Origin of the sequence: Haematospirillum sp. 15-248 (assembly GCF_012102665.1) — a bacterium.
Taxonomy (GTDB): domain Bacteria; phylum Pseudomonadota; class Alphaproteobacteria; order Rhodospirillales; family Rhodospirillaceae; genus Haematospirillum.
The window spans coordinates 386502-413235 of sequence record NZ_JAAVTF010000001.1 but is presented as its reverse complement, the minus strand read 5'-3'; the positions used below and the strand labels follow the sequence as shown (position 1 = coordinate 413235).

The window sequence follows — 26734 nt, the reverse complement described above, 5'->3', positions numbered from 1 at the left end:
TGCCCCGGAGGAGATGGATAATGGCGCGGCATCAGGTTCCTGGTTTGCTGGATCGTTTGGGTACCCTGTGGCGGGAATTTGTTGCTCCCCAAGGAGGGGGAGCGCTGGCTCATCTCGATCCGGATCTACCGGATGAGCAGCTTTTGCACCTGCGCGAGCAGATGCAGGCGTGTCTGGATGCGCGTGGTGGGGATGTTTCAGCTCGTACCCGTGCTGCGGCCTTGGGGCATGTGTATCTTGGTTTGAGTGAGCTGGGGCGGCGACGCTTTCTGACCCTTATGGCAACAGAGTTCAGCCCTGATCGTGATGCCGTGGACAGAGCCATTGCAGAACTTGAAGGTGCGGATGACACCGAGCGTGAGCAGGCTGCCTTTCATGTCTATCAGGCTCTGCAGCCACCCAGGATAAGTTTATTGAAGCAATTCAATATATTGCCTGATGGTGTGAAGTTTCTTGTTGATATGAGGGCAGAGCTGCTCAAGTTTCGTTCCGGGCATCCTGAGCTTGATGGTCTTGAGCGTGACCTGATGGAAATTCTGACAGGTTGGTTTGATATAGGTTTTCTGGAATTGCGCCGCATCACATGGGACGCCAGCCCAGCAGCAGTCCTTGAGAAAATTATTTCTTATGAAGCAGTTCATGAAATCAGAAGCTGGGATGATTTGAAAAATCGTCTGGACTCTGACCGTAGACTGTACGGTTTTTTTCATCCCCGGATGCCGGATGAGCCCCTTATCTTTGTTCAGGTCGCACTTCTCAATGGGATAGCAGATAATATTCACGATCTGCTGGATGTTAATGCCCCGGTGGGGGATCCCGCCTTGGCTGATACGGCCGTCTTCTATTCTATTTCCAACGCCCAGAAGGGGCTTTCCGGTATCAGTTTCGGGAATTTCCTGATCAAGAAGGTTGTATCCACGCTGTCAGCCGAGTTTCCTTCCCTCAAGGCTTTTGCCACGCTTTCGCCTCTTCCCGGTTTTCGCGTCTGGTTAGAGCAGCAGGTGGAGAAAGACGGCGATGACCTTCTTCTTCCTACTGAAACCAAGGCTGTTACAGCCTTGGTTCGGCGCAAGGGAAATGGAGCCCGTCCTCCTGCATTGGGATTATTCGGTCGTCTTTTGTCTGCGGAGCTGTGGCAAAGTGACAAGGACACAGCTGATGTTATGCGTCCCATTCTTTTGCGTCTTGCCACGATTTATCTGGTTTCTGCCCGCCGTTTTCCCGAAAAAGGAAATGTTCCTGTAGCCATTGATCCTGTGGCCCATTTCCATCTGAGCAATGGTGCCCGCATTGAACGCCTGAACTGGATGGGGGACCGCTCCGGGCGGGGTATCAGGCAGTCTGCCGGACTTATGGTCAACTACCTTTACCGGTTACAGGATATCGAGAAAAACCACGAGGGCTATAGCTCTCGGGGGACCGCAGCCCTGTCTTCAGCCCTTAAAGGGTGGCTGAAGGGGTAGGCTGTTTGCTCACTGAGTCGGCTGTTCATGCATTCTTTTGTTGCCATTTGTATCTTGAATTGTCTATGTGTGTGGCTTCGTGCAGCCGATCTTGGTCGGCAGCCGGTGTTCTGCGTGGTGCAGGCAGTGGCAAAAACTGCTTTGTTGACCGCAAAGTTGAGCTTGGCTGTAGATAAGGTGTGGCAGCGCTGGCGGGCGTGGCGAAATTGGTATACGCGCCGGATTTAGGTTCCGGTGGCCTTGTGTCGTGGGGGTTCAAGTCCCTCCGCCCGCACCACATTATCCGCGAGGATTGTCACTGTGCCTGTATATCCGGGCAAGGACAGGACCCGGGTAAAAAAGGGTTTTCGGTTTGTCATAAGGGGAAGCAGGGCCAAGATTGTCGCGGTCCGTTCGGTACCCAAGAACTTCGGGATATTCCATGCAGGTTACTCAAACGAATGCTGACGGTCTGAAGCATGCTTTCAAGATTGTCGTTCCGGCCGGAGACATTGGCAACAAGGTTGAAAGCCGTCTCAAGGAGGTTGCGACCCGGGTTTCTATCGCCGGCTTTCGTCCGGGGAAAGTGCCGATGTCCATTGTTCGCAAGCGCTATGCGGCCTCTATCATGGGTGAAGTTCTGGAAGATGCCGTCCAGGGCGGTGTGCGTTCGACCTTGGAGCAAAAGAAGCTGACACCGGCAGCGCAGCCCAAGATTGAGGTTGTGTCCTTCGATGAGGGCAAGGATCTTGAATTCACCATGGAATTCGAGGCTCTCCCTGAAATCGGTGAGACAGACTTTGCGGCCGTTCAGCTGGTCAAGCCTGTTGTGGAATTCGAGGATGCCGAGGTTGAGGAAGCCTTGGCCCGTATTGCGCAAAGCCGCAAGGTGAATGAGGTTGTCGAGGAAGCGCGTAAGGCTAAAACTGGCGATATCCTTGAGATTGATTTCGTTGGACGTATCGATGGCGAAGAGTTCCCCGGCGGCAAGGGTGAGTCTTATGACCTGGAGCTTGGATCGGGATCTTTCATCCCCGGCTTTGAGGATCAGCTTGTCGGTGCCAAGCCCGGTGACAGCGTTACGGTGACCGTAACCTTCCCCGAGTCCTACCATGCCAAGGATCTTGCCGGTAAAGAGGCTGCGTTTGAGGTCAATGTGAAGGCTCTCAAGCAAGCCAAGGTGCCCGAGCTTGATGATGCGTTCGCGAAGTCTGCTGGATTCGATGACATGGCGGCTTTGCGTACCGCTGTGCGTGAGCAGATCCAGTCGGATTATGACAATTTGGTGCGCGGACGCATGAAGCGTGAGCTTCTGGACAAGCTGTCCGAGATGGTCAGCTTCCCGGTCCCTCAAGGCATGATCGACGCTGAATTTTCAGGGATCTGGCCCGAAATTGAGGCTGCGATGAAGAACGATGCCTTGGAAGAGGAAGACAAGGGCAAGTCTGAAAATGATCTGCGTGCTGAATATACCGCAATAGCCGAGCGTCGCGTGCGCTTGGGGCTTTTGCTGGCCGATACCGGGCGTCGTGGCGAGGTTCAAGTTACCCAGGAAGACCTTAACCATGCCGTGATGCGTGAGGCCATGCGCTATCCCGGTCAGGAGCGTGCTGTTTTCCAGTACTTCCAGAGTAATAAGCAGGCACTGGATCAGTTGAGGGCGCCTATTTATGAGGATAAAGTTGTTGACCTTATCCTTGGAAAGGTTACGTGCACGGACCAGAAAATGTCGCCTGCTGGGCTGATGGAGACCGGAGAAGCTTCTGCGGCCCCAAAGAAAGCTGCAAGAAAGAAGGTATCCAAGAAATCCGGCGCTGCTGCTGAGTAAGTAGCCCTGCTTTTGTTATACCAAGAGAAGGCGCCCTGTCTGGACTGGGCGCCTTTTTAATTGGTTGTCTGCTGCCCTCTGCCGTATAACAGGACTTTTCATTGCCCAGTCAGTAGCCTACAGTGGCCACCGGCAGGTGTTTCCGTGTAATGAGCAAGGAAGAGTAGAATGATGCGCGAGCGGGATCCTTTTGACGTTTATATGAACACGCTGGTGCCGATGGTTGTCGAGCAGACCAACCGTGGAGAGCGCAGCTATGATATTTATTCCCGTTTGCTGAAAGAACGCATTATCTTCCTGACCGGGCCGGTCAATGATGTTGTGTCCAGTCTGGTTTGTGCGCAGCTTTTGTTTCTTGAGTCTGAGAATCCCTCCAAGGATATTGCCTTTTATATCAACTCACCTGGTGGTGTGGTGACGTCCGGTCTGGCCATGTACGACACCATGCAGTATATCCGCTGTGATGTAGCCACGCTGTGTATCGGTCAGGCTGCTTCCATGGGGTCACTGTTGTTGACGGCTGGTGCAAAGGGCAAGCGGTTCTCCCTGCCAAATTCAAGGATCATGATCCATCAGCCATCGGGCGGATTTCAGGGGCAGGCCACTGATATAGAAATTCATGCTAGGGAGATCCTGAGTCTTCGTTCTCGCCTGAATTCCATGTATGCAAAGCATACCGGTAAGCCAATTGAGGAAATTGAGCAGGCGATGGAGCGCGACAAGTTTATGCCAGCGGAGGAAGCCAAGGAATTTGGGCTGATTGATGAGGTCGTACAGGAGCGCCCAAAATCTGTTGATACAGGATCAAAACCTGGTGACTGAGGCGTTTGTTGCAGATTGGTTTTGAGTGTCCCTTATTGTTCCGGTATACATATTATATCGGAACAATAAGGGTTCCTTGTCCGTTTTCCGGGTGAGGGGTGTGGTCGTTCCCAAGCCGTTGGTTTTTCCGGTAGCAGGCATTTTGAGATTGTGCGTGCCTTGCTGTAACGGCTAACATAAGAGCTTGGAGCAAGGGCCTGTTGGCCGAGTATAGTCTTCGCGGTGAGATCAGGGTCGTTTCCCGATCCGGCGCTTCTTGCCGCATGGAGTGGAGATACAATGAGCAAGTCCCCGGGCGGCGATTCAAAAAATACCTTGTACTGCTCGTTCTGCGGGAAAAGCCAGCACGAAGTACGCAAGCTTATTGCCGGTCCAACCGTTTTCATTTGCGATGAGTGTATTGAGCTTTGCATGGATATTATCCGTGAAGAGCATAAAACTCACATGGTGAAGACCCGTGATGGCGTTCCTTCGCCGCGTGACATCATGAAGGTTTTGGATGATTATGTTATAGGGCAGGCGCATGCGAAACGCGTTCTGTCCGTCGCTGTGCACAATCACTACAAGAGACTGTCAGTTGTTGGGAAAGGCAATGATATCGAGATTGCCAAGTCCAATATTTTGCTGATTGGCCCGACTGGTTGTGGCAAGACCCTTCTGGCTCAGACGCTGGCTCGTATTCTTGATGTTCCCTTTACCATGGCCGATGCCACGACGCTGACGGAAGCCGGATATGTTGGGGAGGATGTGGAAAACATTATCCTCAAGCTGTTGCAAGCTGCTGACTATAATGTCGAGCGTGCGCAGAGGGGCATTGTTTATATTGATGAAATCGACAAGATCAGTCGAAAGTCTGATAATCCCTCGATAACCCGTGATGTTTCCGGTGAGGGTGTTCAGCAAGCCTTGCTGAAGATTATGGAAGGTACTGTTGCATCGGTACCTCCCCAAGGTGGTCGCAAGCACCCTCAGCAAGAATTTTTGCAGGTTGATACAACGAACATACTCTTTATCTGCGGTGGCGCTTTTGCCGGTCTGGATCGTATTATCAGCCAGAGGGGCAAGGGAACATCGATTGGTTTCGGTGCGGATGTCCGTGATCCCGAGCAAAGAAAAACCGGCGAGCTGTTGCGTGAGATTGAGCCAGAAGATTTGCTGAAGTACGGCCTTATACCAGAGTTTGTCGGGCGTTTGCCGGTCATTGCTACGCTGGACGATCTGGACGAGGCTGCTTTGATTCAGATTCTGACAGAGCCAAAGAATGCATTGGTCAAGCAGTACCAGAAGCTTTTTGAGATGGAAAATGCTCACTTGACCTTCCAGGAAGATGCTCTTTCCACGATTGCGCAGAAGGCAATCGCTCGGAAGACCGGGGCGCGTGGCTTGCGTTCGATCATGGAAGGTATCCTGCTTGATACGATGTTTGATCTTCCGGGCAATGAAGGTATTGAGGAGGTCGTGGTCAACAAAGAAGCTGCTGAGTTGAGAGCCAAGCCCTTGGTCATTTATTCCGAGAGGCCTCGTTCCGAGGAATTGGGCAGCGCCTGAGGATTCGTCCTTTCTTTGAAGTCCTGCTTTTCTGGCTGGGGAGTATGATGCTCCCCGGCTTTTTTATGTCCGGATAGGCACTTGAAGCCAATTGATAGGGGAGCTTTATTACAATTTTCCGGGAGGGATTGGCCCCTTCTGTGCTGGCCTATCTAGCATATTGTTATTATAAGGGTATTTTTATCGGACAATAAATTCGTTTTAGAATCATAACGCGATATAAAATTCCTTCATTCCTTGATGATCAGTTGCGATATACATTCTATACAAATGATTAACTGGTAAATGGTTTAAATCTCGTTGTGCGTTGCAAAACAGAGGGTTGGTTGTAGATTCGTGCTTGCAACTGCGTGATCTTTGGATACCTTTGCCGGAAATAAACAGAGGTTCCCGGCAGCCGGTGCAGAGCCACGGCTCGTCGTGCTTTTTGTCGGGACCGCGTCTCGTTTGCCCCCAAATCCGGAGGGATCATGGCATCCACATCTCGCCGTAAACTGCGCTCCGATGCGCCGGACCTTGCTCAGTTGAAGACCTACTATCGCGACATGCTTTTGATACGCCGCTTTGAAGAGAAAGCCGGCCAGCTGTATGGCATGGGTCTGATCGGTGGTTTCTGTCATCTTTACATCGGCCAAGAGGCCGTTGTTGTTGGCATGCAGGCCGCAGCGCTTGAAGGAGTTGATACGGTTGTAACCAGTTATCGTGATCATGGTCATATGTTGGCGTGTGGCATGGATGCGCGTGGAGTAATGGCAGAGCTGACCGGCCGTGAAGGGGGATATTCCCGTGGCAAGGGCGGCTCCATGCATATGTTCTCCGAAGAAAAGGGGTTTTACGGCGGTCACGGTATCGTTGGGGCACAGATCCCAATCGGGACAGGTCTTGCTTTTGCTCACCAGTACAAGGGCGACAATGGCGTTAACTTTGCCTACATGGGCGATGGGGCTGTCAACCAAGGTCAGGTATATGAAAGCTTCAATATGGCTGCTTTGTGGAAGCTGCCGGTAGTCTATGTCATCGAGAACAACAAGTATGGTATGGGCACCAGTGTTGAACGTGCCTCTGCCTCGACCGAGTTGTTCCAGCGTGGTTATGCCTATGGCATACCGGGTGAGGCTGTTGATGGTATGGATGTCCTTGCTGTACGCGATGCTGCCCTGCGTGCTGCGGGCCATGCACGCTCGGGCAAGGGGCCTTATATCCTTGAAGCCAAGACGTATCGTTACCGTGGTCACTCCATGTCGGATCCGGGAAAATACCGGAGCAAAGACGAAGTGACCAAGATGCGCACCGAGCGTGACCCGATTGACTTGCTCAAGGTTCAGCTTCTTGAAATGGGTGCCATTGATGAGGCGGGCCTGAAAGAACTTGACCGGGAGGTCAAGCAGATCGTTACCGAGGCGGCGGAGTTCTCGCAAAGCAGCCCCGAGCCGGATCCTTCGGAATTGTATACCGATATTCTGGTTGGCGCCTGAGCGAGCGGAGGAAGTTCTATTATGTCGATTACCGTTCTGATGCCCGCCCTGTCGCCGACAATGACAGAGGGAAAGCTGGCAAAGTGGCTCAAGAAGGAAGGGGATGTTGTTGCGTCCGGCGATGTGATTGCCGAGATCGAAACGGACAAGGCAACCATGGAGTTTGAATCTGCTGACGAGGGAACTCTGGGCAAGATCCTCATTCCTGAGGGAACAGAAGGTGTGGCGGTGAATACACCGATTGCTCTTTTGCTTGAGGAAGGCGAAAGCGCCGATACGGTTCAGGTAAGCCAGGCGCCACAGATTACCCCCCGTGTGGCAGAGGCTTCTTCACCGTCTCAGGCTGCATCTGCGCCCCGTCCTGTTCAGATGGCTGGTTCGTCCAGCGATGGCGAAGTGTTTGAGCCGGCTGTGCCGACAACCACGGCTTATTCCCCGCCAATGGCAAGCGAAAAGACTTCCGGACGATTTATTCGCCAGACGGTTCGTGAGGCCCTGCGCGATGCTATGGCCGAAGAAATGCGTCGTGATGACAATGTATTTCTGATGGGTGAGGAAGTTGCCCAGTATCAGGGTGCATACAAGGTATCCCAGGGGCTTCTGGATGAATTTGGTCCCCGCCGGGTTATTGATACGCCGATTACGGAGATGGGCTTTGCCGGGCTTGCAACGGGTGCAGCTTTCAAAGGCTTGCGTCCAATTGTCGAGTTCATGACGTTCAACTTCTCCATGCAGGCGATTGACCACATCATCAATTCTGCAGCGAAGACCCTGTACATGGCCGGCGGGCAGCTTGGTTGCCCCATTGTGTTTCGCGGTCCTAACGGTGCTGCGGCTCGCGTTGGTGCCCAGCATTCCCAATGCTACGCATCCTGGTATGCCCATGTGCCGGGATTGAAAGTAGTAGCGCCTTGGTCTGCTGCTGATGCAAAGGGCCTTCTCAAGGCTGCCATTCGTGATCCGAACCCCGTTGTGTTCCTGGAGAACGAGATTCTTTACGGGCAGTCTTTTGATGTTCCCGATGATCCTGATTTCGTCATTCCGATCGGGAAGGCCAAAGTCGAGCGGGTTGGTACAGACGTCACGCTGACAGCCTATTCCAGAATGGTTGGTGTCGCGCTGGAAGCTGCCGATGTTCTTGCTGCGCAGGGAATTTCGGCGGAAGTGATCAATCTGAGGTCTATCCGTCCTCTTGATGTTGCTACGATCCTGGAATCGGTCAAGAAAACCAATCGAATTGTATCTGTCGAAGAGGGATGGCCTGTCGCAGGCATAGGATCGGAAATTTCGGCTGTTGTGACCGAGCTGGCGTTTGACTGGCTGGATGCCCCTGTTCGCCGTGTGACCGGCGCCGATGTGCCGATGCCATATGCGGCAAATCTGGAAAAGCTGGCGTTGCCAGATGTTGCCCAGATTGTCGATGTGGCCAAGTCTGTTTGCTACAAGTCCTGATTCGGTGAGGGGAATATTGTTATGGCTCAAAAGATTCTGATGCCGGCCCTGTCTCCGACCATGACGGAAGGCACGCTGGCCAAGTGGCTGAAAAAAGAAGGTGATGCAATTTCAGCTGGTGATGTGATTGCCGAGATCGAAACGGACAAGGCAACCATGGAATTTGAGGCTGTCGACGAGGGTATTCTGGCGCGTGTCTTGATTCCTGCGGGCACGCAGGGCGTTGCGGTGAATGAGCCGATCGCTCTTTTGCTGGAAGAAGGTGACGATCATGCCGCTCTTGATGCGCTGATGACGGCTTCTTCGCCTAAGGTTGAAGCAAAGACTGCAGCTCCTGCCGCTGTGTCATCTTCTCCGGCCTCTTCGGTTTCGGTGTCTCGGTCGGCTTCTGCATCCGGTGGGGCTACGCGTGTATTCGCTAGTCCCTTGGCGCGTCGTTTGGCAAAAGAAGCCGGGTTGGACCTTTCCGTGCTCAAAGGAAGCGGTCCACGTGGTCGCATTGTGCGCCATGATATTCAGGAAGTCTTGGCATCCGGCGTGACAGCGCGCGTGGCTCCTGCTTCTTCTGCTCCGGTTGCTCCGGCCCCTAAAGCATCTTCGTCTCCGCAGTTGCAGCCCATGCCATGGCAGGCTTATACAGCTGAACCCAATACCGGGATCCGCAAGACCATTGCCCGACGTCTGTCGGAAGCCAAGCAGACAGTTCCTCATTTCTATCTGACCGTTGATGTGGAGCTGGATGCCCTGATGGCCCTGCGCAAACAGCTTAACAATGTTCCCGATGCGGGGCACAAGCTGTCTGTCAATGATTTTGTCATCAAGGCATGTGCACTGGCCCTCCAGAAAGTGCCGGCTGCCAATGCCATGTGGACGGATGAAGCCATTTTGCGGTTTGATGAGATTGATATCTCCGTTGCGGTGGCGACAGAGGGCGGTCTTATTACACCGGTTATCCGCAATGCAGACCGTAAGGGGCTGGCAACAATCTCTACGGAGATGAAGGCTCTTGCGAAGAAGGCAAGGGATGGCAAGCTGCGCCCTGAAGAATTCCAAGGTGGCGGATTCAGCATTTCCAATTTGGGGATGTATGGCATCAAGTCATTCTCTGCCATTATAAACCCGCCACAAAGCTGCATCTTGGCTGTTGGCGCGGGTGAAGAGCGCGTTGTTGTTCGTGACGGGGCTGTTGCCGTGCGAACGATGATGACCGTGACCCTTTCTGTTGATCACCGGTCTGTTGATGGAGCAGTTGGGGCCCAGTTCCTCGCGGCCTTGAAGCCGCTCTTGGAAGACCCTGTCCAGCTTATGCTGTGATTGCCCTGATCTGACCGAAACGGAGAAATGTAATGTCCGATACGTCCTTTGACGTTGTGGTTGTCGGGGGTGGTCCCGGCGGTTATGTGGCGGCCATCAGGGCCGCCCAGCTGGGCCTTAAAACAGCTGTTGTCGAGCGTGAACATCTGGGTGGTATTTGCCTGAACTGGGGCTGTATCCCTACCAAAGCACTTTTGCGCTCTGCTGATGTTTATCGTACTTTCCGGCACGCCAAGGAATACGGCCTTGCGGTGCAAGGGGCTACGTTTGATCTGCAGGCCATTGTGAAGCGGTCGAGAGGGGTTGCTTCCCAGCTTTCCTCTGGCGTTAAACATTTGCTCAAGAAAAACAAGGTCCAAGTTTTTGATGGTTTCGGCCGCCTTGCCGGAAAAGGCAAGGTTTCTGTCGAAAACAACGGCAAGGTTATCGCCAGCTTGTTTGCCCCCCACATTATCCTGGCAACAGGGGCCAGAGCGCGTACGTTGCCGGGCATCGAGCCCGATGGCAAGATTGTGTGGACCTACAAGAATGCCTTGGTCCCTGATACAATGCCCAAGTCTCTTCTGGTAGTTGGGTCTGGTGCTATAGGCATTGAATTCGCCAGTTTCTTTAATGCGTTTGGTGCTGATGTTACTGTTGTCGAGGTGATGGACCGAATCGTTCCGGCTGAAGACGCTGAAATATCAGGGCTTCTGCAGAAGTCCCTTGAGAAACAGGGCATGAAGATCATGACCAAGGCCTCGGTAAAGGGCATCAAGACCTCGGCAACGAATGCTGTTGTGACTGTCGAGAAAGATGGCAAGAGCCAGGATCTTGTGGTGGACCGCGTGATTCTTGCCGTCGGTATTCAGGCCAATATCGAAAATATTGGGCTGGAGGGGACGGCTGTAAAGGTTGAACGTGGCATCGTCCAAGTTGATGAATGGTGTCGGACAGGTGAGGCCGGCGTTTATGCTATTGGCGATATCACTTTTGGTCCGTGGCTTGCGCACAAGGCCAGCCATGAAGGCATCGTGTGTGTCGAGAAGATTGCAGGCGTGAAGGATGTTCATCCCATCAATCGCTCCACGATACCTGGATGTACGTATTGCCATCCTCAGGTCGCTTCTGTGGGCCTTACCGAAGCCAAGGCAAAAGAAGCCGGTCACGAGGTCAAGGTTGGTCGGTTCCCATTTGTTGGTAACGGCAAGGCGATCGCCATGGGAGAGCCGGAAGGGCTTGTCAAAACGGTGTTTGACGCCAAAACGGGCGAGTTGTTGGGTGCTCACATGATCGGGGCCGAGGTGACAGAGATGATCCAAGGCTTTGGTATTGCCAAAACGCTGGAAACCACAGAAGCAGATCTGATGCATACTGTATTCCCGCATCCGACCCTTTCCGAGATGATGCATGAATCTGTCCTGGATGCATGGGGTCGGGCTATTCACTTCTGATAGCTTGGTGCTGTATTCACGGTAATCCGTGAACAAACGAGGATCGCATGAGCACAATGGAATCTTTTCACGACAAGGAAGCAGCACCTTTGCGCAAGCCGGACTGGATTCGTGTCAAAGCTCCAACGTCACAGGAGTTTGAAGAAACCCGTGCGCTTATGCGATCCAAGTCTTTGGTTACGGTGTGTGAGGAAGCAGCGTGCCCCAATATAGGGGAGTGTTGGAAGAAGAAGCACGCGACCATGATGATCATGGGCGAAATCTGCACGCGTGCATGCCGTTTCTGTAATGTAAAAACGGGCAAGCCAAACCGGCTTGATCCCAACGAGCCGCAGAATGTTGCGGATGCTGTTGCAAGCATGGGTCTGAACCATGTTGTGATTACCTCGGTTGACCGTGATGATCTGGAAGACGGGGGTGCTGCCCATTTTGCCAAGGTTATCCGGGCTATTCGTGATACGGCTCCCTTTTCCACAATTGAAGTGTTGACGCCCGACTTTCGTCACAAGCAGGGTGCCTTGGAAGTTGTTGTCGAGGCCAAGCCGGATGTTTTCAACCACAACCTTGAAACAGTGCCACGGCTGTATAATGCTATAAGGCCCGGTGCGCGTTACTTTGGGTCTTTGCAGCTTCTGTCCCGTGTCAAGGAGCTTGATCCGTCTATTTTCACAAAATCAGGCATTATGGTTGGTCTTGGTGAGGATCGACAGGAGGTTCTGAACCTCATGGATGATCTGCGTGCCGCTGATGTTGATTTTATGACCATTGGCCAGTATCTTCAGCCGACACCCCGCCATGCGAAGGTGGAACGCTTTGTTCCCCTGGACGAGTTTGAGGATTACGCCCGTATGGGACGTGCAAAAGGCTTTTTGCTGGTTGCTTCTTCTCCGCTCACGCGCTCTTCGTATCATGCAGATCGTGACTTTTATGCCCTGCGGCGTGCCAGGGATGAGCAACTCCGGGCAGCGGCGTTGTCACCTCGTTCTGTGAAAGACAGTTGCTGAGATATGCCGACACATGCTGAAAAGAGAAAGCTGCCGTATACAAAAGAGCAGCTTTTTGCCTTGGTTGCGGATGTCGAGAAGTACCCTGAGTTCTTGCCTTGGTGCCTTGCTGCCAGAATTAACAGGCGGGAAGGAGATGTGTTCTGGGCGGACTTGGTTATTGGCTTCAAGATGGTGAAGGAGCGGTTCACGTCCAAGGTTGAGCTGACATCTCCCGATCGTGTAGATGTTTCCTATTCGGAAGGACCCTTCAAGCATATGAACACGCATTGGATTTTTGTCGAAGATCCAGATGACCATGGAACTTGGATCGATTTTTATGTCGATTTTGAGTTTCGCTCTCCCCTCCTGCAAAAGATCATAGGTTTTCTTTTTGGTGAGGCTGTTGCGAAGATGGTTTCCGCGTTTGAGGCACGCGCTGAAATTCTTTATGGATCAGAAAACTCTCAGCGATAGATTTTCTATCTCAGGGCTGTAGCATGGTTTTTATACGTTTTCTTGGCTTTTTCTTTCCTCACAATAGATTTATTCATTCTGCCATTGATGAAATGAATTTTAATAAACTATAGCCTATTGGCTTATAGTTGTTCTTATAAGCCTGAGTGCGCGAAGAACTGTTTCTTCCCTGACTTCGTGGCGTGTTCCCTTGATGATGTCTGCGCTATGCGCTATGCCCCCCAAGCTTGTTGCGACAGCAATGTGGACCAGCCCGACAGGTTTGTCCGGGCTTCCGCCGCCAGGGCCAGCGATACCCGTTACGGCAACAGCCAGATCTGCGGATGAAGCCCGGAGTGCGCCTCGTGCCATTGCCAGGGCAACATCTTCGCTGACGGCTCCCTTGATCCTGATCAATGAAGGAGGCACTCCCAGCATTGTTTCTTTTGCTACATTGGCATAGGCCACAAACCCCGCCTCAAGAATATCAGAGCTGCCCGGAATAGCGGTGAGACACGCTGCAATCAGCCCACCAGTGCAGGATTCAGCCGTAACCAATCGTACATCTTTATCACGACACATATCCAGTGTACGTTCTGCCTCGGCTATCATTTGATCTGAGAACATGCATTATACCCTTTTCACTTTATGATGATCTCGTAGTTCAGGCAGAGCAGTGCGACGATGATGGCATATAGAGATGCTGCAATGTCATCCAGCATGACACCCAAGCCTCCTTTGACATGTTTGTCGATGTAAGAAATAGGGAAGGGTTTCACAATATCCGTAATCCGGAAGAGGATAAAAGACAGAAGCCAATTGATTGGGGTTGCTGGTACAGCGCACAGGACAAGCCATTGCCCCACAACCTCGTCAACAACAACCTCTTTTGGATCATGTTGCGACGCTGCACGCATATAAATATTGCTGTAGTACCAGCCAGCAAGAAAAAGCCCTGATGCCGCGCCAAACAGTAACCAGCGACCAATCTCTGGTCCGCATGGCCACATGATGATTGCGGCAAAGGGGAGCGCGGCCATTGATCCCGCTGTTCCCGGCATGACAGGTGACAAGCCGCTGCCAAACCACGTAGCAATTATCAAGACAAGGCAGGAAGGTTTGCGTGCTTGGTGCTGTTCTTCGGTTGTGGGCTCTTGTTTCATGGAGAGATGCAGGTCCATATTTTTGCCGTATCAGGTAAAGACAGAGATAATGTAACTGTTTTTCTTGCGTTATGGCGGCAACCAAATGTAGCTTTCATTATGTGGAAAAGGTTCTTTTCGTGGTGGTTATGAGGTGAAGGTACCATCTGCTGAATTTTTTCGACAGTATGCGTAGAGTTTCTATGCCAGACCCATCTTGCTCAGGAAGACCATGTCGCTCTACGACCCAAGAAAGTACAAGCAGGCAAAACTGTTGCGGGCGGTGGAGCGCGTGTTTCCCGAGCGGCGCCTTGTCTTGTGCCAAGAAGGGCGATCGCTGCGTTCATTCCGGCTGACGACAGCATTCCAAGCGGCCTCTGTCCTTCTATCGGTCACTGCTTTGGGGTGGTCTGTTTACGCGACGTGGGGTGTGCGCGTCTATAGTGACGAGCTGGAACAGCGTCACCAGGAGATACAGTATTCCAAGGCTGCCCATCATGCCTTGCTCGACGAAATTGCTGACCAGAGACGGAGGCTTATGGATGTGGCCGCTGGTCTTGACCGGAGCCATGGCCGTGCTGTTCAGCTTGCGGGCGAAACTACCAAGTCAGCAGGCAAGAAGGGACGGGAGCTGGATGATGTCCGTCGGGAATATGACTCGCTCCGTGAAGCGTTGGGTGCTGTAGAACAGAGTCTGGCTTCGTTGCCAGATCATGTGCCATCTTCTGTTTTCTCGCTGGAAGATGTGGAGATTCAGCTCCGCCAGACAGAACGTGAACGAGACGATGCCGTCTCTGAGAGTGAAGTTCTCCGTGGCCGGGTTGATGATCTTGAATATCGTATGGCCGAAATGGCCGAGAACCAAGTTGCTTTACTTCGTCGGTTCTCGGGCATTGCAGGGGATCGTGCCGAGGAGCTGCATGAGGCCATGGCGGGTACAGGTATTGATATCAACAAGCTGATGTCATTGCCCCGTAACAATAGTGGGCAGGGCGGTCCATTTGTGCCATTCGATCCGGCTGATACAGATACTCAGGAGCTGAAGAATTCTCTGGTCTCGTTGAACACGCATGTCGAGCGCTGGAATGCGTATCAGGGCCTTGTCGATACCTTGCCCCTGGGATTCCCGGTCAAAGTCAAGTGGAGCCTTAGTAGTCCATTCGGTGTTCGCTCGGATCCGATCAATGGTGTCAAGGCTGTGCATCAAGGGCTCGATATTCGCGCTCCTTGGAGGTCTTCGGTTTATGCAACAGGCCAAGGCACGGTTGCGTTTGCCGGTTGGCGCGGGCGCTATGGTCGCATGGTCGAGGTCGAGCATGGTAACGGCTTGAAAACACGTTACGGCCATTTGTCGAAGATCGTTGTGAAAAAGGGCGACCGGGTTGACCGGTCTGTTGTTGTCGGGCTGTTGGGGAACAGCGGTCGTTCAACTGGTGCTCATTTGCACTATGAAGTTCTTGTCAACGATGTTCCGCGCAATCCCCAGAAGTTTATCAGGGCGGGTGCACATGTTTTCAAAGGATAGCAAGACTCGCGGCGATCACCGTTCAAAAGGTTCCGCCTCAGTACCTTCTATTGTTGCCGGCGATCTGTCTGTAACGGGCAATTTTGTCGGAACGGGTGAGATGCAAATTGATGGGGCTGTTGAAGGTGATATCGACTGCCAAACGTTGACAATTGGGGTCAGCGGGACGGTGTCGGGCCATGTAAGGGCCGAAACGGTACGTCTGCATGGCCAGCTGATGGGGCAAATCCATGCCCGGAATGTTTTTCTGGCTTCGACCTCGCGCATGGTTGGTGATGTAACCCATGAAAGCTTGGCTATAGAGCCCGGGGCGTTCTTGGAGGGGCATTGTCGTCGTATGTCGTCGGACTGTGGTGGGGCAGCCCTTGATGTGTCTGACAAGGCCCGTGGTGCCGGCTTGCGCCTTACGGACAGCAGTCGCAGCGCTACGGCAAGTCAGGAAGAAGATGTTCTGGATACAGTCGTCGGTGCCTGAGTTTAACGGGCCTTGACGATTTTTCTGGCTGCTTCAAGGGCGTAGTAGGTCATGATGGCATCGGCTCCGGCCCTCTTGAAGCACAGCAAACTTTCCATCATCGCGCGGTCACGGTCCAGCCACCCGTTCTGGGACGCAGCCTGTAGCATGGCGTATTCCCCACTTACCTGATAGGCCCAAGTTGGTATCTTGAAAGAATTTTTTACTTTGGACAGGATATCAAGATAAGGCATCCCCGGTTTTATAATGATGGCGTCGGCCCCTTCCTGAATGTCCAAGGCAACCTCCCGCATGGCTTCGTCACTGTTGGATGGGTCCATCTGGTAGCTTTTCTTATTTCCACTTTTGAGGGACTGGGCAGAACCTATTGCATCTCTGAAAGGGCCATAGAACGCTGAAGCATATTTGGCCGCATAGGCGATGATTTGTACGTTGCTGAATCCAGCCGAATCCAAGGCATCGCGCACAGCGCCCACCCGGCCATCCATCATGTCAGAAGGCGCGACAGCATCAGCCCCTGATTTAGCCTGTTGCAGGGCTTGTTGTACCAGGACAGCAACAGTTTCATCATTGATAACATGCCCATTATGGACCAAGCCATCGTGCCCTGTATCTGTATAGGGATCCAAAGCGACATCGCATATAATCCCTAGTTCGGGGCATGCGGCCTTCAGTGTACGGATGGTGCGGTTGACTAGGTTATCGGGATTATGGGCTTCGGTTGCCGTACTGTTCTTCAACGGGTCTTCAATACATGGAAAAAGAGCAAGTGCTGGAATGCCAAGAGAGTAAGCCTCGCGTGATACGTCAACCAAGCAGTCGGTGCTATAGCGAAAGACGCCAGGCATTGATGCAACGGGTTCCTGCCTTTCCTTGCCTTCAACAATAAAAACAGGCCATATCAGGTCATTGACTGTTACGCTCTTCTCAGCCATCAGGCGCCGGGACCATTCGTGTTGACGGTTGCGGCGCATGCGCAGGCGAGGGAAGGATCCGGACAAAGAGGCAGCAGTCATGACGGGGGGAGACCTTTGGTGATGCAGAGTGAGCGCCGCAATAATGGCCCAGGACAGTCATGTTCGCCAATATCAGAAATAAAGAAGCGTGAACGTTTTATGTGTCCCATTCCTTGGGGGAGTGCCTTTGTTTGAGTGAATGAGTATACTGCGGTGGTGTTGGGGGATAGGCATTATGTACTCCTGAGGCGGTTAGTCTTGCTGTAGTGTATGCTCTCCAGGAATTCAGATTGTTCGTGTTCTTTGTGGGTTCGAGGGGGGGGGGTTATGGTGTGTATCTCCGAGATTCATGCAGTCTCTGATGAGGTTGTATTTTCTGCCCGAAATGGCTTGGGTCTGGTTTTGTTGAACAGGCCGGAGGCGTTGAATGCCCTGTCTCTGGAGCAGGTTATTCTTCTTACGCAGCAGCTCCAGGCGTGGATGCACGATGATGCAATCAAGGCTGTTTTGATCGAGGGGGCAGGGAATCGTGCTTTTTGTGCCGGTGGTGATATCCGTGCCATGGCTGATGCGGGTCGATGTGGCGATGTCATAGCGCTGCGGCAGTTTTTTTCTTCTGAATATCGCCTGAACCGCTTGATAAAGGTTTATCCAAAACCGTTTCTGGCTTTTATGGATGGCATCACCATGGGGGGCGGTGTTGGTTTGTCTGTACATGGAACGCGTCGCATTGCAACGGAGCGTACTGTTTTTGCCATGCCCGAGACCGGAATTGGCCTCTTTCCCGATGTCGGGGGAACTTTCTTCCTGCCGCGTATGCCGGGTCGTACCGGTTTATATCTGGCTTTGACAGGTGCCAGGATGGCAGCGGCTGACACGGTATTTACCGGTGCCGCTACGCATTTCATGCCCAGCAATCGTCGGGATGATTTTCTTGATGCGTTGGCCTGTGCTCTTGAAGGCTGCGATGCATCACGCGTCCTTGACACAATAGATGGCGTTCTGAACCAGTTTTCTGAAGACGCGGGGCCGGCGCCATTGCAAGCTTTGCAAGAGGAAATACGGCGGTGTTTTTCTGGGTGCTCCGTGGCGATGATCCTTAAGGATCTGGCGGCAGAGGGAACGCGGTGGGCGTGTCAGCAACGTGAAGAGTTGCTCAGGAAATCCCCGCTGTCACTTCTTGTTACGTTTAACCAGATGCAGAGCGGTGCAGAGCTGGATTTTGATACGGCGATGTCCTTGGAATATAGGTTGGCGCCAAGAATGGCGTTGGGACATGATTTCCTTGAAGGTGTACGGGCAGCTCTGATTGACAAGGACAGGAACCCTGTCTGGGTACCGAAAAATATCGACAGCATTTCTCCTGCTGAGGTCGATGCCTATTTCAGGCCCGCAGAGGAAGGGGAGCTTGTGTTCTGTTGAGAGAGTATATTCTTTTGAAGAAAAAGATCTTGACGGGGTTGGGAAACAAGAATTACAACGTGCGCCTTCCTGAGCCTGCGTCCCCATCGTCTAGAGGCCTAGGACACCGCCCTTTCACGGCGGCGACCGGGGTTCGAATCCCCGTGGGGACGCCATACACAAAGTCGCTGACAACCACTCGACGTGCTGTATAGTTGCGATGTGGGCTTGGAATCGTCCCTAATGCCAAAATATATGAGTGCAGAAAACCACACCACTTGCGTGCGGTTTGGCAGGTTGTCTCGTGTAGAGCTTGTTGTGGGGAAGGCATGCATGGCTGCGCCATCATCAGATGAGGTGCTGTTTGAAATAAGAATTCTTGGGAATTCAGCACAAGTTTCTGCGATACATGTGCCCACAAATACGGAAGTAAAGGTTATTTGTCCGGCTGCCTTGCCGACGACCCTTATGCAAAAGGCAGCCCTGCGCCGGCTGCTTTGGGTCCTGAATCGCTCAAAGAAACCGTGAATGTATTGTCTCTGCCTCTTTTGAATGGCGCAGGTAAACAAACGTGTATATAAGATTACCATCCGTTCTTCTTATTGCGGCAGTTCTGTAAATGACGCCAAAATCTGTGGCTATTGCCAATGATCATGCAGCGCTTGATCTCAAGAAAGCCTTGGTTGGACACTTGGTTTCGGCGGGCTGTGCTCTTCTCGATCTTGGAACGAACAGCCCTGATTCTGTAGACTACCCTGATTACGCTGGGAAAATGGCGGAATCCTTGGCGGCAGGTGCTGCTGATGTTGGGATTTTGCTGTGTGGGTCCGGTATTGGTATTTCCATGGCGGCCAATCGTTATCGTCACGTTCGCGCTGCACTTGTGCATGATGCCCTTGGCGCACGGTTGGCGCGCCAGCACAACGATGCCAATGTCATTGTGCTGGGGGGGCGCACAACCGGCGTGGAGACAGCAATTGATTGTTTGAGTGTATTTATGAGTACCGCATTTGAGGGTGGGCGCCATTGTGCTCGTATTGAGAAGATAAGCTGACGCCTGCTGTTCTATCAGTTGTTTTTGGCCCGGGTGCATAATGCCCTGTCACAGAGGATGCTTGTTGATGACCTACGCCGTTTCTCCCGCCTACTTTACGCAGGATATCTCTGCTGCCGATCCTGAGGTAATGGCCTCATTATCCGCAGAGCTGCGTCGCCAGCAGGATCAGATAGAGCTGATTGCGTCAGAGAATATTGTTTCCAGGGCTGTGCTACAGGCCGCAGGATCGGTGCTGACGAACAAGTATGCGGAAGGATATCCAGGGAAACGGTACTACGGTGGCTGTGAGTGCGTGGACGTTGCGGAATCCTTGGCAATAGAACGGGCCAAGAATCTTTTTGGTGTTGAGTTTGTCAACGTCCAACCACATTCCGGAGCCCAGGCAAACGGTGCTGTGTTCCAGGCCCTTCTTCAGCCTGGCGATACCATACTGGGTATGAGCTTGGCTGCTGGCGGTCATCTTACTCATGGTGCTCCTCCGGCCCAGTCCGGCAAGTGGTTCAATGCCATCCAGTACGGCGTGCGGCGCGAAGACTCTGGCGTCGACTATGACCAGGTGGACCGTTTGGCAACGGAACATAAACCAAAGTTAATTATCGCGGGTGGTTCTGCTATTCCGCGTCATATTGACTTTGCCCGTTTCCGGGCTATTGCCGACAAGGTTGGGGCTTTGCTTCTCGTGGATATGGCTCACTTTGCAGGGTTGGTAGCTGGTGGTGTTCATCCCAGCCCTGTACCGTTTGCTGACATCGTCACGACCACAACGCACAAGACCTTGCGAGGCCCGCGTGGTGGTATGATCATGACCAACAATCCGGAGTTGGCAAAAAAAATCAATACAGCCGTGTTCCCTGGTCTTCAGGGTGGGCCGCTGATGCATATTATTGCAGCCAAGGCCGTTGCTTTTGGAGAGGCGTTGCGTCCGGAGTTCCGTGACTATGCGGCCCAGATTGTCACCAATGCCCGTGCCCTTGCCGATGAACTCGTCAAGGGAGGGCTTGATATTGTAACGGGTGGCACCGATACGCATTTGATGCTTGTGGACCTGCGTCCCAAGGGTTTGACGGGTAATATCACGGAAGCTTCTCTGGAGCGCGCCGGCATTACCTGTAATAAGAACGGCATTCCATTTGATCCGGAGAAGCCGACGGTAACATCCGGTATTCGCTTGGGTACGCCAGCTGGAACTACACGCGGTTTTGGTGAACAGGAATTCCGGACTGTTGGTCGTCTGATTATTCGGGTCCTGGATGGATTGTCTGCCAGCCGAGAGGACAATGGCGTGGTCGAAGCGGCTGTGCGGGCCGAAGTCGGCGCGTTGTGCCGCCAGTTCCCCATCTATCCTCATGGGGATAAAATGTTGTAAGCTCCGGCGAGAATGTGAAGTATCGCAGGGGATTACTATGCGCTGTCCGTTTTGTGGCAATGATGATACGCAGGTTAAAGATTCGCGACCGACAGAGGATAATTCAGCCATTCGTCGTCGTCGTTTCTGTTTGGCATGCTCGTCCCGGTTTACGACCTTCGAGAGAGTGCAGCTGCGTGATTTGATTGTTATCAAGAATAACGGACAGCGCGTTTCCTTTGACCGGGACAAGCTGTCCCGGTCTATCCACATTGCTTGTCGTAAACGCCGTGTTGACGAAGAGCGTTTGGAGCGTGTCGTCAATGGCATTCAGCGGCGGCTTGAAAGTTCAGGCGATACGGAGATTCCTTCGGCCACAATTGGTGAAATGGTTATGGAAGCTCTTCAAGCATTGGATCCTGTCGCCTATGTGCGTTACGCTTCTGTTTACAAGGATTTCCGCGAAGCCCGTGATTTTGAGGAATTCGTTGAAACCCTTGGTGGTGCCGAGCCAACAGCGGAACACTGATTGTGGATGCAGGCACCGTATACGGGGATTTCTCTGACGCCGATCTTGGCTTTATGGAGCTGGCTCTTGGCTTGGCAAGGAGGGGGTTGGGTAATACGTGGCCCAATCCTGCTGTTGGCTGCGTTCTTGTTTCGCCTCAGGGTGTTGTTGTGGGGCGGGGGTGGACGAAACCCGGCGGCAGGCCTCATGCTGAAACCGTTGCCCTTTTGCAGGCAGGAGACCGGGCACGCGGTTCTACAGCTTACGTGACCTTGGAGCCTTGTAGTCACTTTGGACAGACTCCTCCTTGTGCCACGGCTCTGATTGAAGCCGGAATTGCCCGGTGTGTTGTGGCATCCTCTGATCCGGATCCGCGTGTGAGTGGTCGCGGCCTCGATATGCTCCGCATGGGCGGGGTAGGGGTGTTGACTGGCCTTCTCTCTGATGCCGCAATTGATCTGAACCAGGGATTCTTCTCTCGTATAAAGCGTAGTCGCCCGCTTTTTACGTTGAAGCTGGCAACCAGTATGGATGGGAAAATAGCGACAGCTTCCGGTGAAAGCCGCTGGATCACGGGAGAGCAGGCAAGGCATCTTGTCCATTGTATGCGGGCAGAGCATGATGCGGTCTTGGTTGGTTCAGGTACAGTTTTGGCTGATGATCCTGATTTGCGCTGCCGTCTTCCTGGTTTTGACCGGCGCCCGGTTGTGCGCATTGTGCTTGATGGGCGCCTGCGGTTGCCCGATCACGCGCAGCTTCTATCTTCATCGCGGGAAGCGCCGGTTCTGGTTATAACATCGTCATCTTCTGACTCGATGCGTGTTGCCTCCCTCCGGCATCGTGGGGCTGAGGTTCTTTGTCTGGATTATCTTGAGCCTTTTCATGTTGCCAACGAGCTGGGATCACGTGGTTTTACACGTGTTTTTCTGGAAGGTGGGGGGGCTGTAGCCGCTTCATTTCTGAAGGCTGGTCTGATTGACCGTGTTGTCTGGTTTCATGCCCCAATAGTTATTGGTGCCGATGGTATCGACGGCGTTGGTGCATTGGCGCTATCCCGCCTTTCAGGAGTAAATAGGTTTCTGTACAAATATTCTTATCCCTGTGGCAGTGATACTGTTACGGTCTTGGAGGCTGAGAATGCTTCTGCGGACCGACGTGTTGGCAAGGAGTTAGCCTGAATGTTCACCGGCATTGTCACAGACTTGGGGGCGGTCAAGCATATTGAAAGGAACCAGGGGACCCGGTTCTTTTTTTCGACATCCTATCCGACCGGGGATATTCCTTTTGGTGCCTCTATTGCCTGTAATGGCTGTTGCCTGACTGTTGTTGACAAGGGTGACGGATGGTTTGCTGCTGATGTGTCTCCCGAAACATTGGCCGTCACGACTTTGGGTGAATGGACTCCCGGGACGCCGGTCAATCTGGAGAGGGCCATGCGTATGGGGGATGAATTCGGGGGGCATATTGTTTCGGGCCATGTTGATGGAGTTGCAACGGTGACCAGCCTGCTCCCCGACCATGATGCGGTCCGGATAGTTTTTCAGTTTGAACCGCAGCTGTCTCGCTTTGTTGCGGTCAAGGGATCCGTGACCGTGGATGGGGTTTCACTGACCGTCAATGCTGTGTCTGATGCAGATTTCGAGGTTTCGGTCATTCCCCACACCAGAAAGGTGACAGCGCTGGGAAGGGCCGGTATAGGTACCAGGCATAATTTTGAAATTGATCTTCTTGCGCGTTATGTTGACAGATTGACGGGTTCTGGCTTGGCCTGACCGCACTGTTTCCCAGATCCGGAGCTTTGTCTGTGTCTTCTGATTTTTCTGAGTGTTTGTCTCCCGCCCAAGAGATTATCGAAGAAGCCCGCAATGGGCGTATGTTTATCTTGGTTGACGATGAGGATCGTGAGAACGAGGGTGATCTGGTTATTCCGGCGCAGTTTGCAACGCCGGAAGCTGTGAACTTTATGGCAACGCACGGTCGTGGCCTTATTTGCCTGGCCCTGACGGCTGACCGTTGTAATACGTTGCAGTTGCCGATGATGGACAGCCACAACCAGTCACGTTTGGGAACAGCTTTTACCGTATCAATTGAAGCGCGCGAAGGTGTTACGACCGGTATCTCGGCATCGGACCGGGCCCGGACGATTGCAGTGGCCATTGATCCCGGGAAGACCAGGAATGATCTTGCGACCCCCGGGCATGTTTTCCCTTTGATGGCCCGTGATGGCGGGGTTCTCGTTCGTGCCGGGCATACTGAAGCTGCGGTGGATATTGCCCGTTTGGCTGGATTGAACCCTGCGGGGGTTATCTGCGAGATCATGAACCATGATGGCAGCATGGCCCGGATGCCGGATCTGGTGGCATTTTCCCAGAGGCACGGGCTGAAGATTTCGACCATTGCTGATCTTATTGCTTGGCGCCGTCGTACAGAAAAGCTGGTGGAGAAAGTCCTTGAAAGCCCGTTTACCTCGAAGTGGGGAGGGGACTGGACGATGTCTGTCTACACAAATACTTTGAACTACGCTGAACATATTGTGCTTGCAAAAGGTGATCTGTCCCTTCCAGGGCCGGTGCTTGTCCGGATGCATGCTCTGCATGTTCTGGATGATGTACTGGGTGATGTCCACGGCGGCAAGGCAGGGCAGCTGCAGGCTGCAATGGATATGATTGGCCGTTACGATCGTGGTGTTGTTGTGTTGCTGCGAGAGCCAAACCGCTCGACATTGACCGATCATCTCAGGGAGAGAATAAGGGGCGGCAATGATCGTGGCAGGCTTGTCGATTATGGTGTCGGGGCGCAGATCCTTCTGGACCTGGGTGTGAAGGATATGATCCTGTTGTCCAACTCGGAAAAGAATATTATCGGACTGGATGGGTACGGCCTTCGCGTCAGTGGGTGGCGGCCAATCGATGAAGATATGGGGGACTGAAGCCATGGTTTCTGCAGCGCCACGCGTTTTGATTGTTGAAGCGCGTTTCTATGACGATATTACAGATCACTTGGTGAAGGGGGCCATTCAGGAACTGACCGAGCATGGCATAGGATACAAGCGAATTATTGCCCCCGGTATTCTTGAACTTCCTGCTGTCATTCGTTTTGCGATCCGTGCTATGGAGCTGCGTGCCATAGAGGAACGCTATGCGGGATACGTTGTCCTTGGGTGCGCCATACGTGGTGAGACCGACCACTATGAGCATGTTTGCAGAGAGGCAATGCGTGGAATTCAAGACTTGATCCTTGAATACTCCTTGGCTGTTGGAAACGGTATCCTGACCTGTGGCACCCGGGAACAAGCCGTGGAGCGCGCCCGGTTTGACCAGAAAAATATAGGTGGGCAGGCGGCAGCAGCGTGCCTGTCCATGATGCAGATAAAAAAGGAAATAGGGCTCTGAGAGCTCGTACCAAACATGACAAAACACAAGAATTCTGATACCGCTCTTCGTCGTAGTGCAGCCCGTCTGGCAGCTATTCAGGCAACTTATCAGATGATTCTGACATCCGCCTCCGTGGATGCCGTCATTAGTGACTTCATGACCGGTGCCATTGGTGGTGAAGTGATTAAAGAAGATCTGGATCTGGAAACCGAAGACGTTGTGCCCTTGATAGAGTTACATGCGGAGATCTTTGCCGTTCTGGTTCGTGGAGTTCATGCATCGGCCACTCGCCTTGATGCCATTATAGATGGTTCTTTGGGAGCCAGCTGGGATCCTGCACGCTTGCAGCCGCTTCTTCGTGCTGTACTGCGCTGCGGTATTTACGAGCTTTCTGACCGTCCGGATATGCCTGCGAGGGCCTGTATCTCGGAGTATGTCGATATTGCACGCTCATTCTTTGATGGATCTGAACCTGGGATGGTCAATGCCATGATGGACAAGTTGGCTCGCCAGTTGCGTCCCGAGGAGATGAACGCCGTGCACAAACCGCGTTCTGACGGCAATAATGACGGCACGGTCTGAATTCCAGATTATTGCAGATTTGTTTGCGCCTTTGGCCCGTTCTTGTCCCGGAGCCTATGGCCTTCTGGATGATGCTGCTGTCATTGATATACCAGCCGGGCGAGAGTTGGTTGTCACGGTAGATGCCTTGGTGTCCGGGGTTCATTTCTTGCCTGATGACCCTTCTGGCTCCATTGCACGCAAAGTGCTTAGGGTGAATTTATCTGATTTGGCGGCCATGGGGGCAGATCCCTATGGCTTCCTGCTGACCTGTGCCTTTCCAGTGGAGACTCCTGATCATTGGCTGGTGGACTTTGCCCGTGGTCTGGCAGACGATGTAGCCTTTTTTGGCATCCCCTTACTGGGAGGGGATACTGTTGCTACGCCGGGACCAGCCAGTTTTACTATTACCGCCATGGGTACCGTTGATTCCGGGACAGCATTGCGTCGTGGGTTTGCCATGCCGGGAGATCTGGTCGTGGTTACGGGAACCATCGGCGATGGTGCACTTGGCTTGATGTCAGCTCAGGGGGTGGTGGGGCTGTCTTGTGATCAGGCAGGGAAAGATTTTCTTGTCGATCGGTATCGTATACCCCGTCCAAGACTTTCTGTGCCGGCTGCTCTGTCTGGCGGTATACGGGCGGCGATGGATATATCGGACGGTCTTGTTCAGGATCTTGGTCACATGTGTCAGCTTTCTGGTCTGCGGGCTGACATTGCGTTGGCCGACGTCCCTCTTTCTGGGCCAGTACGCTGTTGTGTGACGAGCAATTCATCGCTCTATGAGGCTGTCATGGCTGGCGGTGATGATTATGAGCTTCTTATGGCTGTTGACCCTTCCTTTGATCTTCCATCAGAGGTGGGTGGGGTTCCCCTCAGTGTTATTGGTCGTTTTACAGAAGGCAATGGTTGCCATGTAGCGGGGATTTCCGGGGGGACATGGCAACCTAAAAAAACTGGTTTCAAGCACTTCTGATGGTATCGTCAGGCATCTCGGCAATATGAAAATGGGGACAGGGTCGATGCTCCGCCTCATGCTGTTGGTGGTTGCTCTGGTTGTTATTATTGCTCTTGGAGCTGTCGGCTTGGTCCGATTCGGCGTTATTCCCGATTTTACCGGGATGATCACCCCGATGGAGGCGCGTGTCGAGGAACCAGAGACTCCAGCACCTGTGGCGCATCCTCAGGTTGATCCTGTTTTCGTTGATCTTCCGCCCTTTGTTGTGCCGGTTGTGCGTGATCGTGAGGTTCAGAAGAATTTTACTATTACCCTGCGTCTGGATGTCGAGCCTGGGCAGGAGGAGGTTGTGAACCGGCATATGTCCAAATTACAGGCGGCATATTTGCAGATGCTTTATGTTGTTGTTCCCGAGCAAATTCATGCGCGTGTTACTTTGGATGTTCGTGCCCTCAAACAGCGCCTTCAGGGAATAACGGATCGTATTGCCGGGCCTGGTGCTGTGCGCGAGGTGATGGTGATCTCCGTTTTTGATCGCTAACTCCATACTTCTGTCCTTGAGGTATGGAATAGAGGGCTTTGTTCTTTCCTTTTACTTTTCCTTGGGTAGCAACCAATTGTTGCGGTCTGGACATGCTTCTGTCACGCTCACCCGTCGTCTTCGGACTGGAGGGTAAAT

General features: G+C 52.9%; 27 protein-coding genes and 2 tRNA genes. 26 read left to right on the top strand and 3 right to left on the bottom strand.

All coding sequences use genetic code 11. From position 1 onward, the window contains the following. The first annotated feature begins 20 nt into the window (after positions 1-20). The 11 genes from HEQ72_RS01880 (at position 21) to HEQ72_RS01830 (ending at position 12774) form a co-directional block, all read left to right on the top strand. A complete protein-coding gene (locus tag HEQ72_RS01880) occupies positions 21-1463 on the top strand; it encodes a malonyl-CoA decarboxylase (protein WP_168022403.1) in 1443 nt (480 codons plus the stop codon). A 191-nt stretch (positions 1464-1654) separates the two neighbouring features. Beyond that, a tRNA-Leu gene (locus HEQ72_RS01875) sits at positions 1655-1740 on the top strand. A 144-nt stretch (positions 1741-1884) separates the two neighbouring features. Next, positions 1885-3270: a trigger factor gene (gene tig / locus HEQ72_RS01870; RefSeq protein WP_168018822.1), complete on the top strand. Its 1386-nt coding sequence runs from the start codon at positions 1885-1887 to the stop codon at positions 3268-3270. 171 nt (positions 3271-3441) lie between these two features. After that, positions 3442-4092 (top strand): ATP-dependent Clp endopeptidase proteolytic subunit ClpP, encoded by a 651-nt coding sequence (gene clpP / locus HEQ72_RS01865; protein WP_168022506.1) that lies wholly within the window; start codon positions 3442-3444, stop codon positions 4090-4092. Between the two features lie 279 nt (positions 4093-4371). Beyond that, a complete protein-coding gene (gene clpX / locus HEQ72_RS01860) occupies positions 4372-5640 on the top strand; it encodes an ATP-dependent Clp protease ATP-binding subunit ClpX (RefSeq protein ID WP_168018824.1) in 1269 nt (422 codons plus the stop codon). 470 nt (positions 5641-6110) lie between these two features. After that, a complete protein-coding gene (pdhA, locus tag HEQ72_RS01855; protein ID WP_168018826.1) occupies positions 6111-7115 on the top strand; it encodes a pyruvate dehydrogenase (acetyl-transferring) E1 component subunit alpha in 1005 nt (334 codons plus the stop codon). A 21-nt stretch (positions 7116-7136) separates the two neighbouring features. Beyond that, positions 7137-8567: a pyruvate dehydrogenase complex E1 component subunit beta gene (locus tag HEQ72_RS01850; RefSeq protein ID WP_168018828.1), complete on the top strand. Its 1431-nt coding sequence runs from the start codon at positions 7137-7139 to the stop codon at positions 8565-8567. A gap of 21 nt (positions 8568-8588) precedes the next feature. Then, complete coding sequence (locus tag HEQ72_RS01845; protein WP_168018830.1) at positions 8589-9881, top strand: pyruvate dehydrogenase complex dihydrolipoamide acetyltransferase; 1293 nt, start codon at positions 8589-8591, stop codon at positions 9879-9881. Positions 9882-9913: 32 nt separating this feature from the next. Further along, entirely contained in the window at positions 9914-11314 is a 1401-nt protein-coding gene (gene lpdA, locus HEQ72_RS01840) for a dihydrolipoyl dehydrogenase (RefSeq protein ID WP_168018832.1), read from the top strand. Between the two features lie 47 nt (positions 11315-11361). After that, entirely contained in the window at positions 11362-12318 is a 957-nt protein-coding gene (gene lipA / locus HEQ72_RS01835; protein ID WP_168022402.1) for a lipoyl synthase, read from the top strand. Positions 12319-12321: 3 nt separating this feature from the next. Continuing rightward, a complete protein-coding gene (locus tag HEQ72_RS01830) occupies positions 12322-12774 on the top strand; it encodes a type II toxin-antitoxin system RatA family toxin (protein WP_168022401.1) in 453 nt (150 codons plus the stop codon). Positions 12775-12888: 114 nt separating this feature from the next. Here the strand turns inward: HEQ72_RS01830 and HEQ72_RS01825 are convergent, their stop codons facing one another. Further along, a complete protein-coding gene (locus tag HEQ72_RS01825; RefSeq protein WP_066135465.1) occupies positions 12889-13380 on the bottom strand; it encodes a CinA family protein in 492 nt (163 codons plus the stop codon). A 14-nt stretch (positions 13381-13394) separates the two neighbouring features. Further along, the gene (locus tag HEQ72_RS01820) at positions 13395-13916 is read right to left on the bottom strand and encodes a phosphatidylglycerophosphatase A (protein ID WP_168018838.1); all 522 of its coding nucleotides are present in this window, start codon (positions 13914-13916) and stop codon (positions 13395-13397) included. 211 nt (positions 13917-14127) lie between these two features. On the opposite strand from HEQ72_RS01820, the gene HEQ72_RS11340 reads away from it, so the two are divergent. After that, the gene (locus tag HEQ72_RS11340; protein ID WP_168018840.1) at positions 14128-15420 is read left to right on the top strand and encodes a peptidoglycan DD-metalloendopeptidase family protein; all 1293 of its coding nucleotides are present in this window, start codon (positions 14128-14130) and stop codon (positions 15418-15420) included. Then, on the top strand, positions 15404-15895 hold the full coding sequence (locus tag HEQ72_RS01810; RefSeq protein WP_168018841.1) for a bactofilin family protein: 492 nt from the start codon (positions 15404-15406) through the stop codon (positions 15893-15895). The genes HEQ72_RS11340 and HEQ72_RS01810 overlap by 17 nt, the downstream gene beginning before the upstream one ends. Before the next feature lie 2 nt (positions 15896-15897). On the opposite strand, the gene hemB is transcribed toward HEQ72_RS01810, so the two are convergent. Next, positions 15898-16911 (bottom strand): porphobilinogen synthase, encoded by a 1014-nt coding sequence (gene hemB / locus HEQ72_RS01805; RefSeq protein ID WP_245183040.1) that lies wholly within the window; start codon positions 16909-16911, stop codon positions 15898-15900. Positions 16912-17178: 267 nt separating this feature from the next. Between hemB and HEQ72_RS01800 the strand changes: the two genes are divergently transcribed. The 13 genes from HEQ72_RS01800 (at position 17179) to HEQ72_RS01745 (ending at position 26596) form a co-directional block, all read left to right on the top strand. Continuing rightward, positions 17179-18273: an enoyl-CoA hydratase/isomerase family protein gene (locus HEQ72_RS01800; protein ID WP_168022400.1), complete on the top strand. Its 1095-nt coding sequence runs from the start codon at positions 17179-17181 to the stop codon at positions 18271-18273. A 79-nt stretch (positions 18274-18352) separates the two neighbouring features. After that, positions 18353-18428: transfer RNA gene (locus HEQ72_RS01795), tRNA-Glu, on the top strand. Between the two features lie 67 nt (positions 18429-18495). Next, the gene (locus HEQ72_RS11790; protein WP_416046648.1) at positions 18496-18780 is read left to right on the top strand and encodes a DUF6898 family protein; all 285 of its coding nucleotides are present in this window, start codon (positions 18496-18498) and stop codon (positions 18778-18780) included. 91 nt (positions 18781-18871) lie between these two features. Further along, positions 18872-19306 carry a ribose 5-phosphate isomerase B gene (gene rpiB, locus HEQ72_RS01790; protein WP_168018843.1) on the top strand — a complete coding sequence of 145 codons (435 nt, stop codon included), beginning with the start codon at positions 18872-18874 and terminating at the stop codon, positions 19304-19306. A gap of 67 nt (positions 19307-19373) precedes the next feature. Continuing rightward, positions 19374-20675 carry a serine hydroxymethyltransferase gene (gene glyA / locus HEQ72_RS01785; protein WP_168022399.1) on the top strand — a complete coding sequence of 434 codons (1302 nt, stop codon included), beginning with the start codon at positions 19374-19376 and terminating at the stop codon, positions 20673-20675. A gap of 37 nt (positions 20676-20712) precedes the next feature. Next, complete coding sequence (gene nrdR, locus HEQ72_RS01780; protein WP_168018845.1) at positions 20713-21183, top strand: transcriptional regulator NrdR; 471 nt, start codon at positions 20713-20715, stop codon at positions 21181-21183. Positions 21184-21185: 2 nt separating this feature from the next. Continuing rightward, positions 21186-22340: a bifunctional diaminohydroxyphosphoribosylaminopyrimidine deaminase/5-amino-6-(5-phosphoribosylamino)uracil reductase RibD gene (ribD, locus tag HEQ72_RS01775; RefSeq protein WP_322099161.1), complete on the top strand. Its 1155-nt coding sequence runs from the start codon at positions 21186-21188 to the stop codon at positions 22338-22340. Further along, positions 22341-22934, top strand: coding sequence for a riboflavin synthase (locus HEQ72_RS01770; protein ID WP_168018846.1), 594 nt, complete (start codon positions 22341-22343; stop codon positions 22932-22934). Between the two features lie 32 nt (positions 22935-22966). Continuing rightward, on the top strand, positions 22967-24091 hold the full coding sequence (gene ribB / locus HEQ72_RS01765; protein ID WP_168022398.1) for a 3,4-dihydroxy-2-butanone-4-phosphate synthase: 1125 nt from the start codon (positions 22967-22969) through the stop codon (positions 24089-24091). Continuing rightward, positions 24072-24554, top strand: coding sequence for a 6,7-dimethyl-8-ribityllumazine synthase (gene ribH / locus HEQ72_RS01760; protein ID WP_245184048.1), 483 nt, complete (start codon positions 24072-24074; stop codon positions 24552-24554). Before ribB ends, ribH begins: the two co-directional genes overlap by 20 nt. 15 nt (positions 24555-24569) lie before the next feature. Beyond that, on the top strand, positions 24570-25118 hold the full coding sequence (gene nusB / locus HEQ72_RS01755) for a transcription antitermination factor NusB (protein ID WP_168018852.1): 549 nt from the start codon (positions 24570-24572) through the stop codon (positions 25116-25118). After that, positions 25102-26073: a thiamine-phosphate kinase gene (gene thiL / locus HEQ72_RS01750; protein ID WP_168018854.1), complete on the top strand. Its 972-nt coding sequence runs from the start codon at positions 25102-25104 to the stop codon at positions 26071-26073. Before nusB ends, thiL begins: the two co-directional genes overlap by 17 nt. Positions 26074-26119: 46 nt before the next feature. After that, complete coding sequence (locus tag HEQ72_RS01745; RefSeq protein WP_168018855.1) at positions 26120-26596, top strand: hypothetical protein; 477 nt, start codon at positions 26120-26122, stop codon at positions 26594-26596. Positions 26597-26734: the final 138 nt, after the last annotated feature.

What these genes read in the sequence shown, in the direction of transcription:
- HEQ72_RS01820 (WP_168018838.1), bottom strand. Translation starts at nt 13,916, where the DNA reads ATGAAACAAGAGCCCACAACCGAAGAACAGCACCAAGCACGCAAACCT.
- HEQ72_RS01810 (WP_168018841.1), top strand. Translation starts at nt 15,404, where the DNA reads ATGTTTTCAAAGGATAGCAAGACTCGCGGCGATCACCGTTCAAAAGGT.
- HEQ72_RS11790 (WP_416046648.1), top strand. Translation starts at nt 18,496, where the DNA reads ATGCCAAAATATATGAGTGCAGAAAACCACACCACTTGCGTGCGGTTT.
- HEQ72_RS01745 (WP_168018855.1), top strand. Translation starts at nt 26,120, where the DNA reads ATGCTCCGCCTCATGCTGTTGGTGGTTGCTCTGGTTGTTATTATTGCT.
- HEQ72_RS01880 (WP_168022403.1), top strand. Translation starts at nt 21, where the DNA reads ATGGCGCGGCATCAGGTTCCTGGTTTGCTGGATCGTTTGGGTACCCTG.
- lpdA (WP_168018832.1), top strand. Translation starts at nt 9,914, where the DNA reads ATGTCCGATACGTCCTTTGACGTTGTGGTTGTCGGGGGTGGTCCCGGC.
- glyA (WP_168022399.1), top strand. Translation starts at nt 19,374, where the DNA reads ATGACCTACGCCGTTTCTCCCGCCTACTTTACGCAGGATATCTCTGCT.
- nrdR (WP_168018845.1), top strand. Translation starts at nt 20,713, where the DNA reads ATGCGCTGTCCGTTTTGTGGCAATGATGATACGCAGGTTAAAGATTCG.
- pdhA (WP_168018826.1), top strand. Translation starts at nt 6,111, where the DNA reads ATGGCATCCACATCTCGCCGTAAACTGCGCTCCGATGCGCCGGACCTT.
- HEQ72_RS01830 (WP_168022401.1), top strand. Translation starts at nt 12,322, where the DNA reads ATGCCGACACATGCTGAAAAGAGAAAGCTGCCGTATACAAAAGAGCAG.
- HEQ72_RS01845 (WP_168018830.1), top strand. Translation starts at nt 8,589, where the DNA reads ATGGCTCAAAAGATTCTGATGCCGGCCCTGTCTCCGACCATGACGGAA.
- nusB (WP_168018852.1), top strand. Translation starts at nt 24,570, where the DNA reads ATGACAAAACACAAGAATTCTGATACCGCTCTTCGTCGTAGTGCAGCC.
- clpX (WP_168018824.1), top strand. Translation starts at nt 4,372, where the DNA reads ATGAGCAAGTCCCCGGGCGGCGATTCAAAAAATACCTTGTACTGCTCG.
- clpP (WP_168022506.1), top strand. Translation starts at nt 3,442, where the DNA reads ATGCGCGAGCGGGATCCTTTTGACGTTTATATGAACACGCTGGTGCCG.
- thiL (WP_168018854.1), top strand. Translation starts at nt 25,102, where the DNA reads ATGACGGCACGGTCTGAATTCCAGATTATTGCAGATTTGTTTGCGCCT.
- HEQ72_RS01770 (WP_168018846.1), top strand. Translation starts at nt 22,341, where the DNA reads ATGTTCACCGGCATTGTCACAGACTTGGGGGCGGTCAAGCATATTGAA.
- tig (WP_168018822.1), top strand. Translation starts at nt 1,885, where the DNA reads ATGCAGGTTACTCAAACGAATGCTGACGGTCTGAAGCATGCTTTCAAG.
- HEQ72_RS11340 (WP_168018840.1), top strand. Translation starts at nt 14,128, where the DNA reads ATGTCGCTCTACGACCCAAGAAAGTACAAGCAGGCAAAACTGTTGCGG.
- lipA (WP_168022402.1), top strand. Translation starts at nt 11,362, where the DNA reads ATGAGCACAATGGAATCTTTTCACGACAAGGAAGCAGCACCTTTGCGC.
- HEQ72_RS01825 (WP_066135465.1), bottom strand. Translation starts at nt 13,380, where the DNA reads ATGTTCTCAGATCAAATGATAGCCGAGGCAGAACGTACACTGGATATG.
- hemB (WP_245183040.1), bottom strand. Translation starts at nt 16,911, where the DNA reads ATGACTGCTGCCTCTTTGTCCGGATCCTTCCCTCGCCTGCGCATGCGC.
- ribH (WP_245184048.1), top strand. Translation starts at nt 24,072, where the DNA reads ATGAAGATATGGGGGACTGAAGCCATGGTTTCTGCAGCGCCACGCGTT.
- HEQ72_RS01800 (WP_168022400.1), top strand. Translation starts at nt 17,179, where the DNA reads ATGGTGTGTATCTCCGAGATTCATGCAGTCTCTGATGAGGTTGTATTT.
- rpiB (WP_168018843.1), top strand. Translation starts at nt 18,872, where the DNA reads ATGACGCCAAAATCTGTGGCTATTGCCAATGATCATGCAGCGCTTGAT.
- HEQ72_RS01850 (WP_168018828.1), top strand. Translation starts at nt 7,137, where the DNA reads ATGTCGATTACCGTTCTGATGCCCGCCCTGTCGCCGACAATGACAGAG.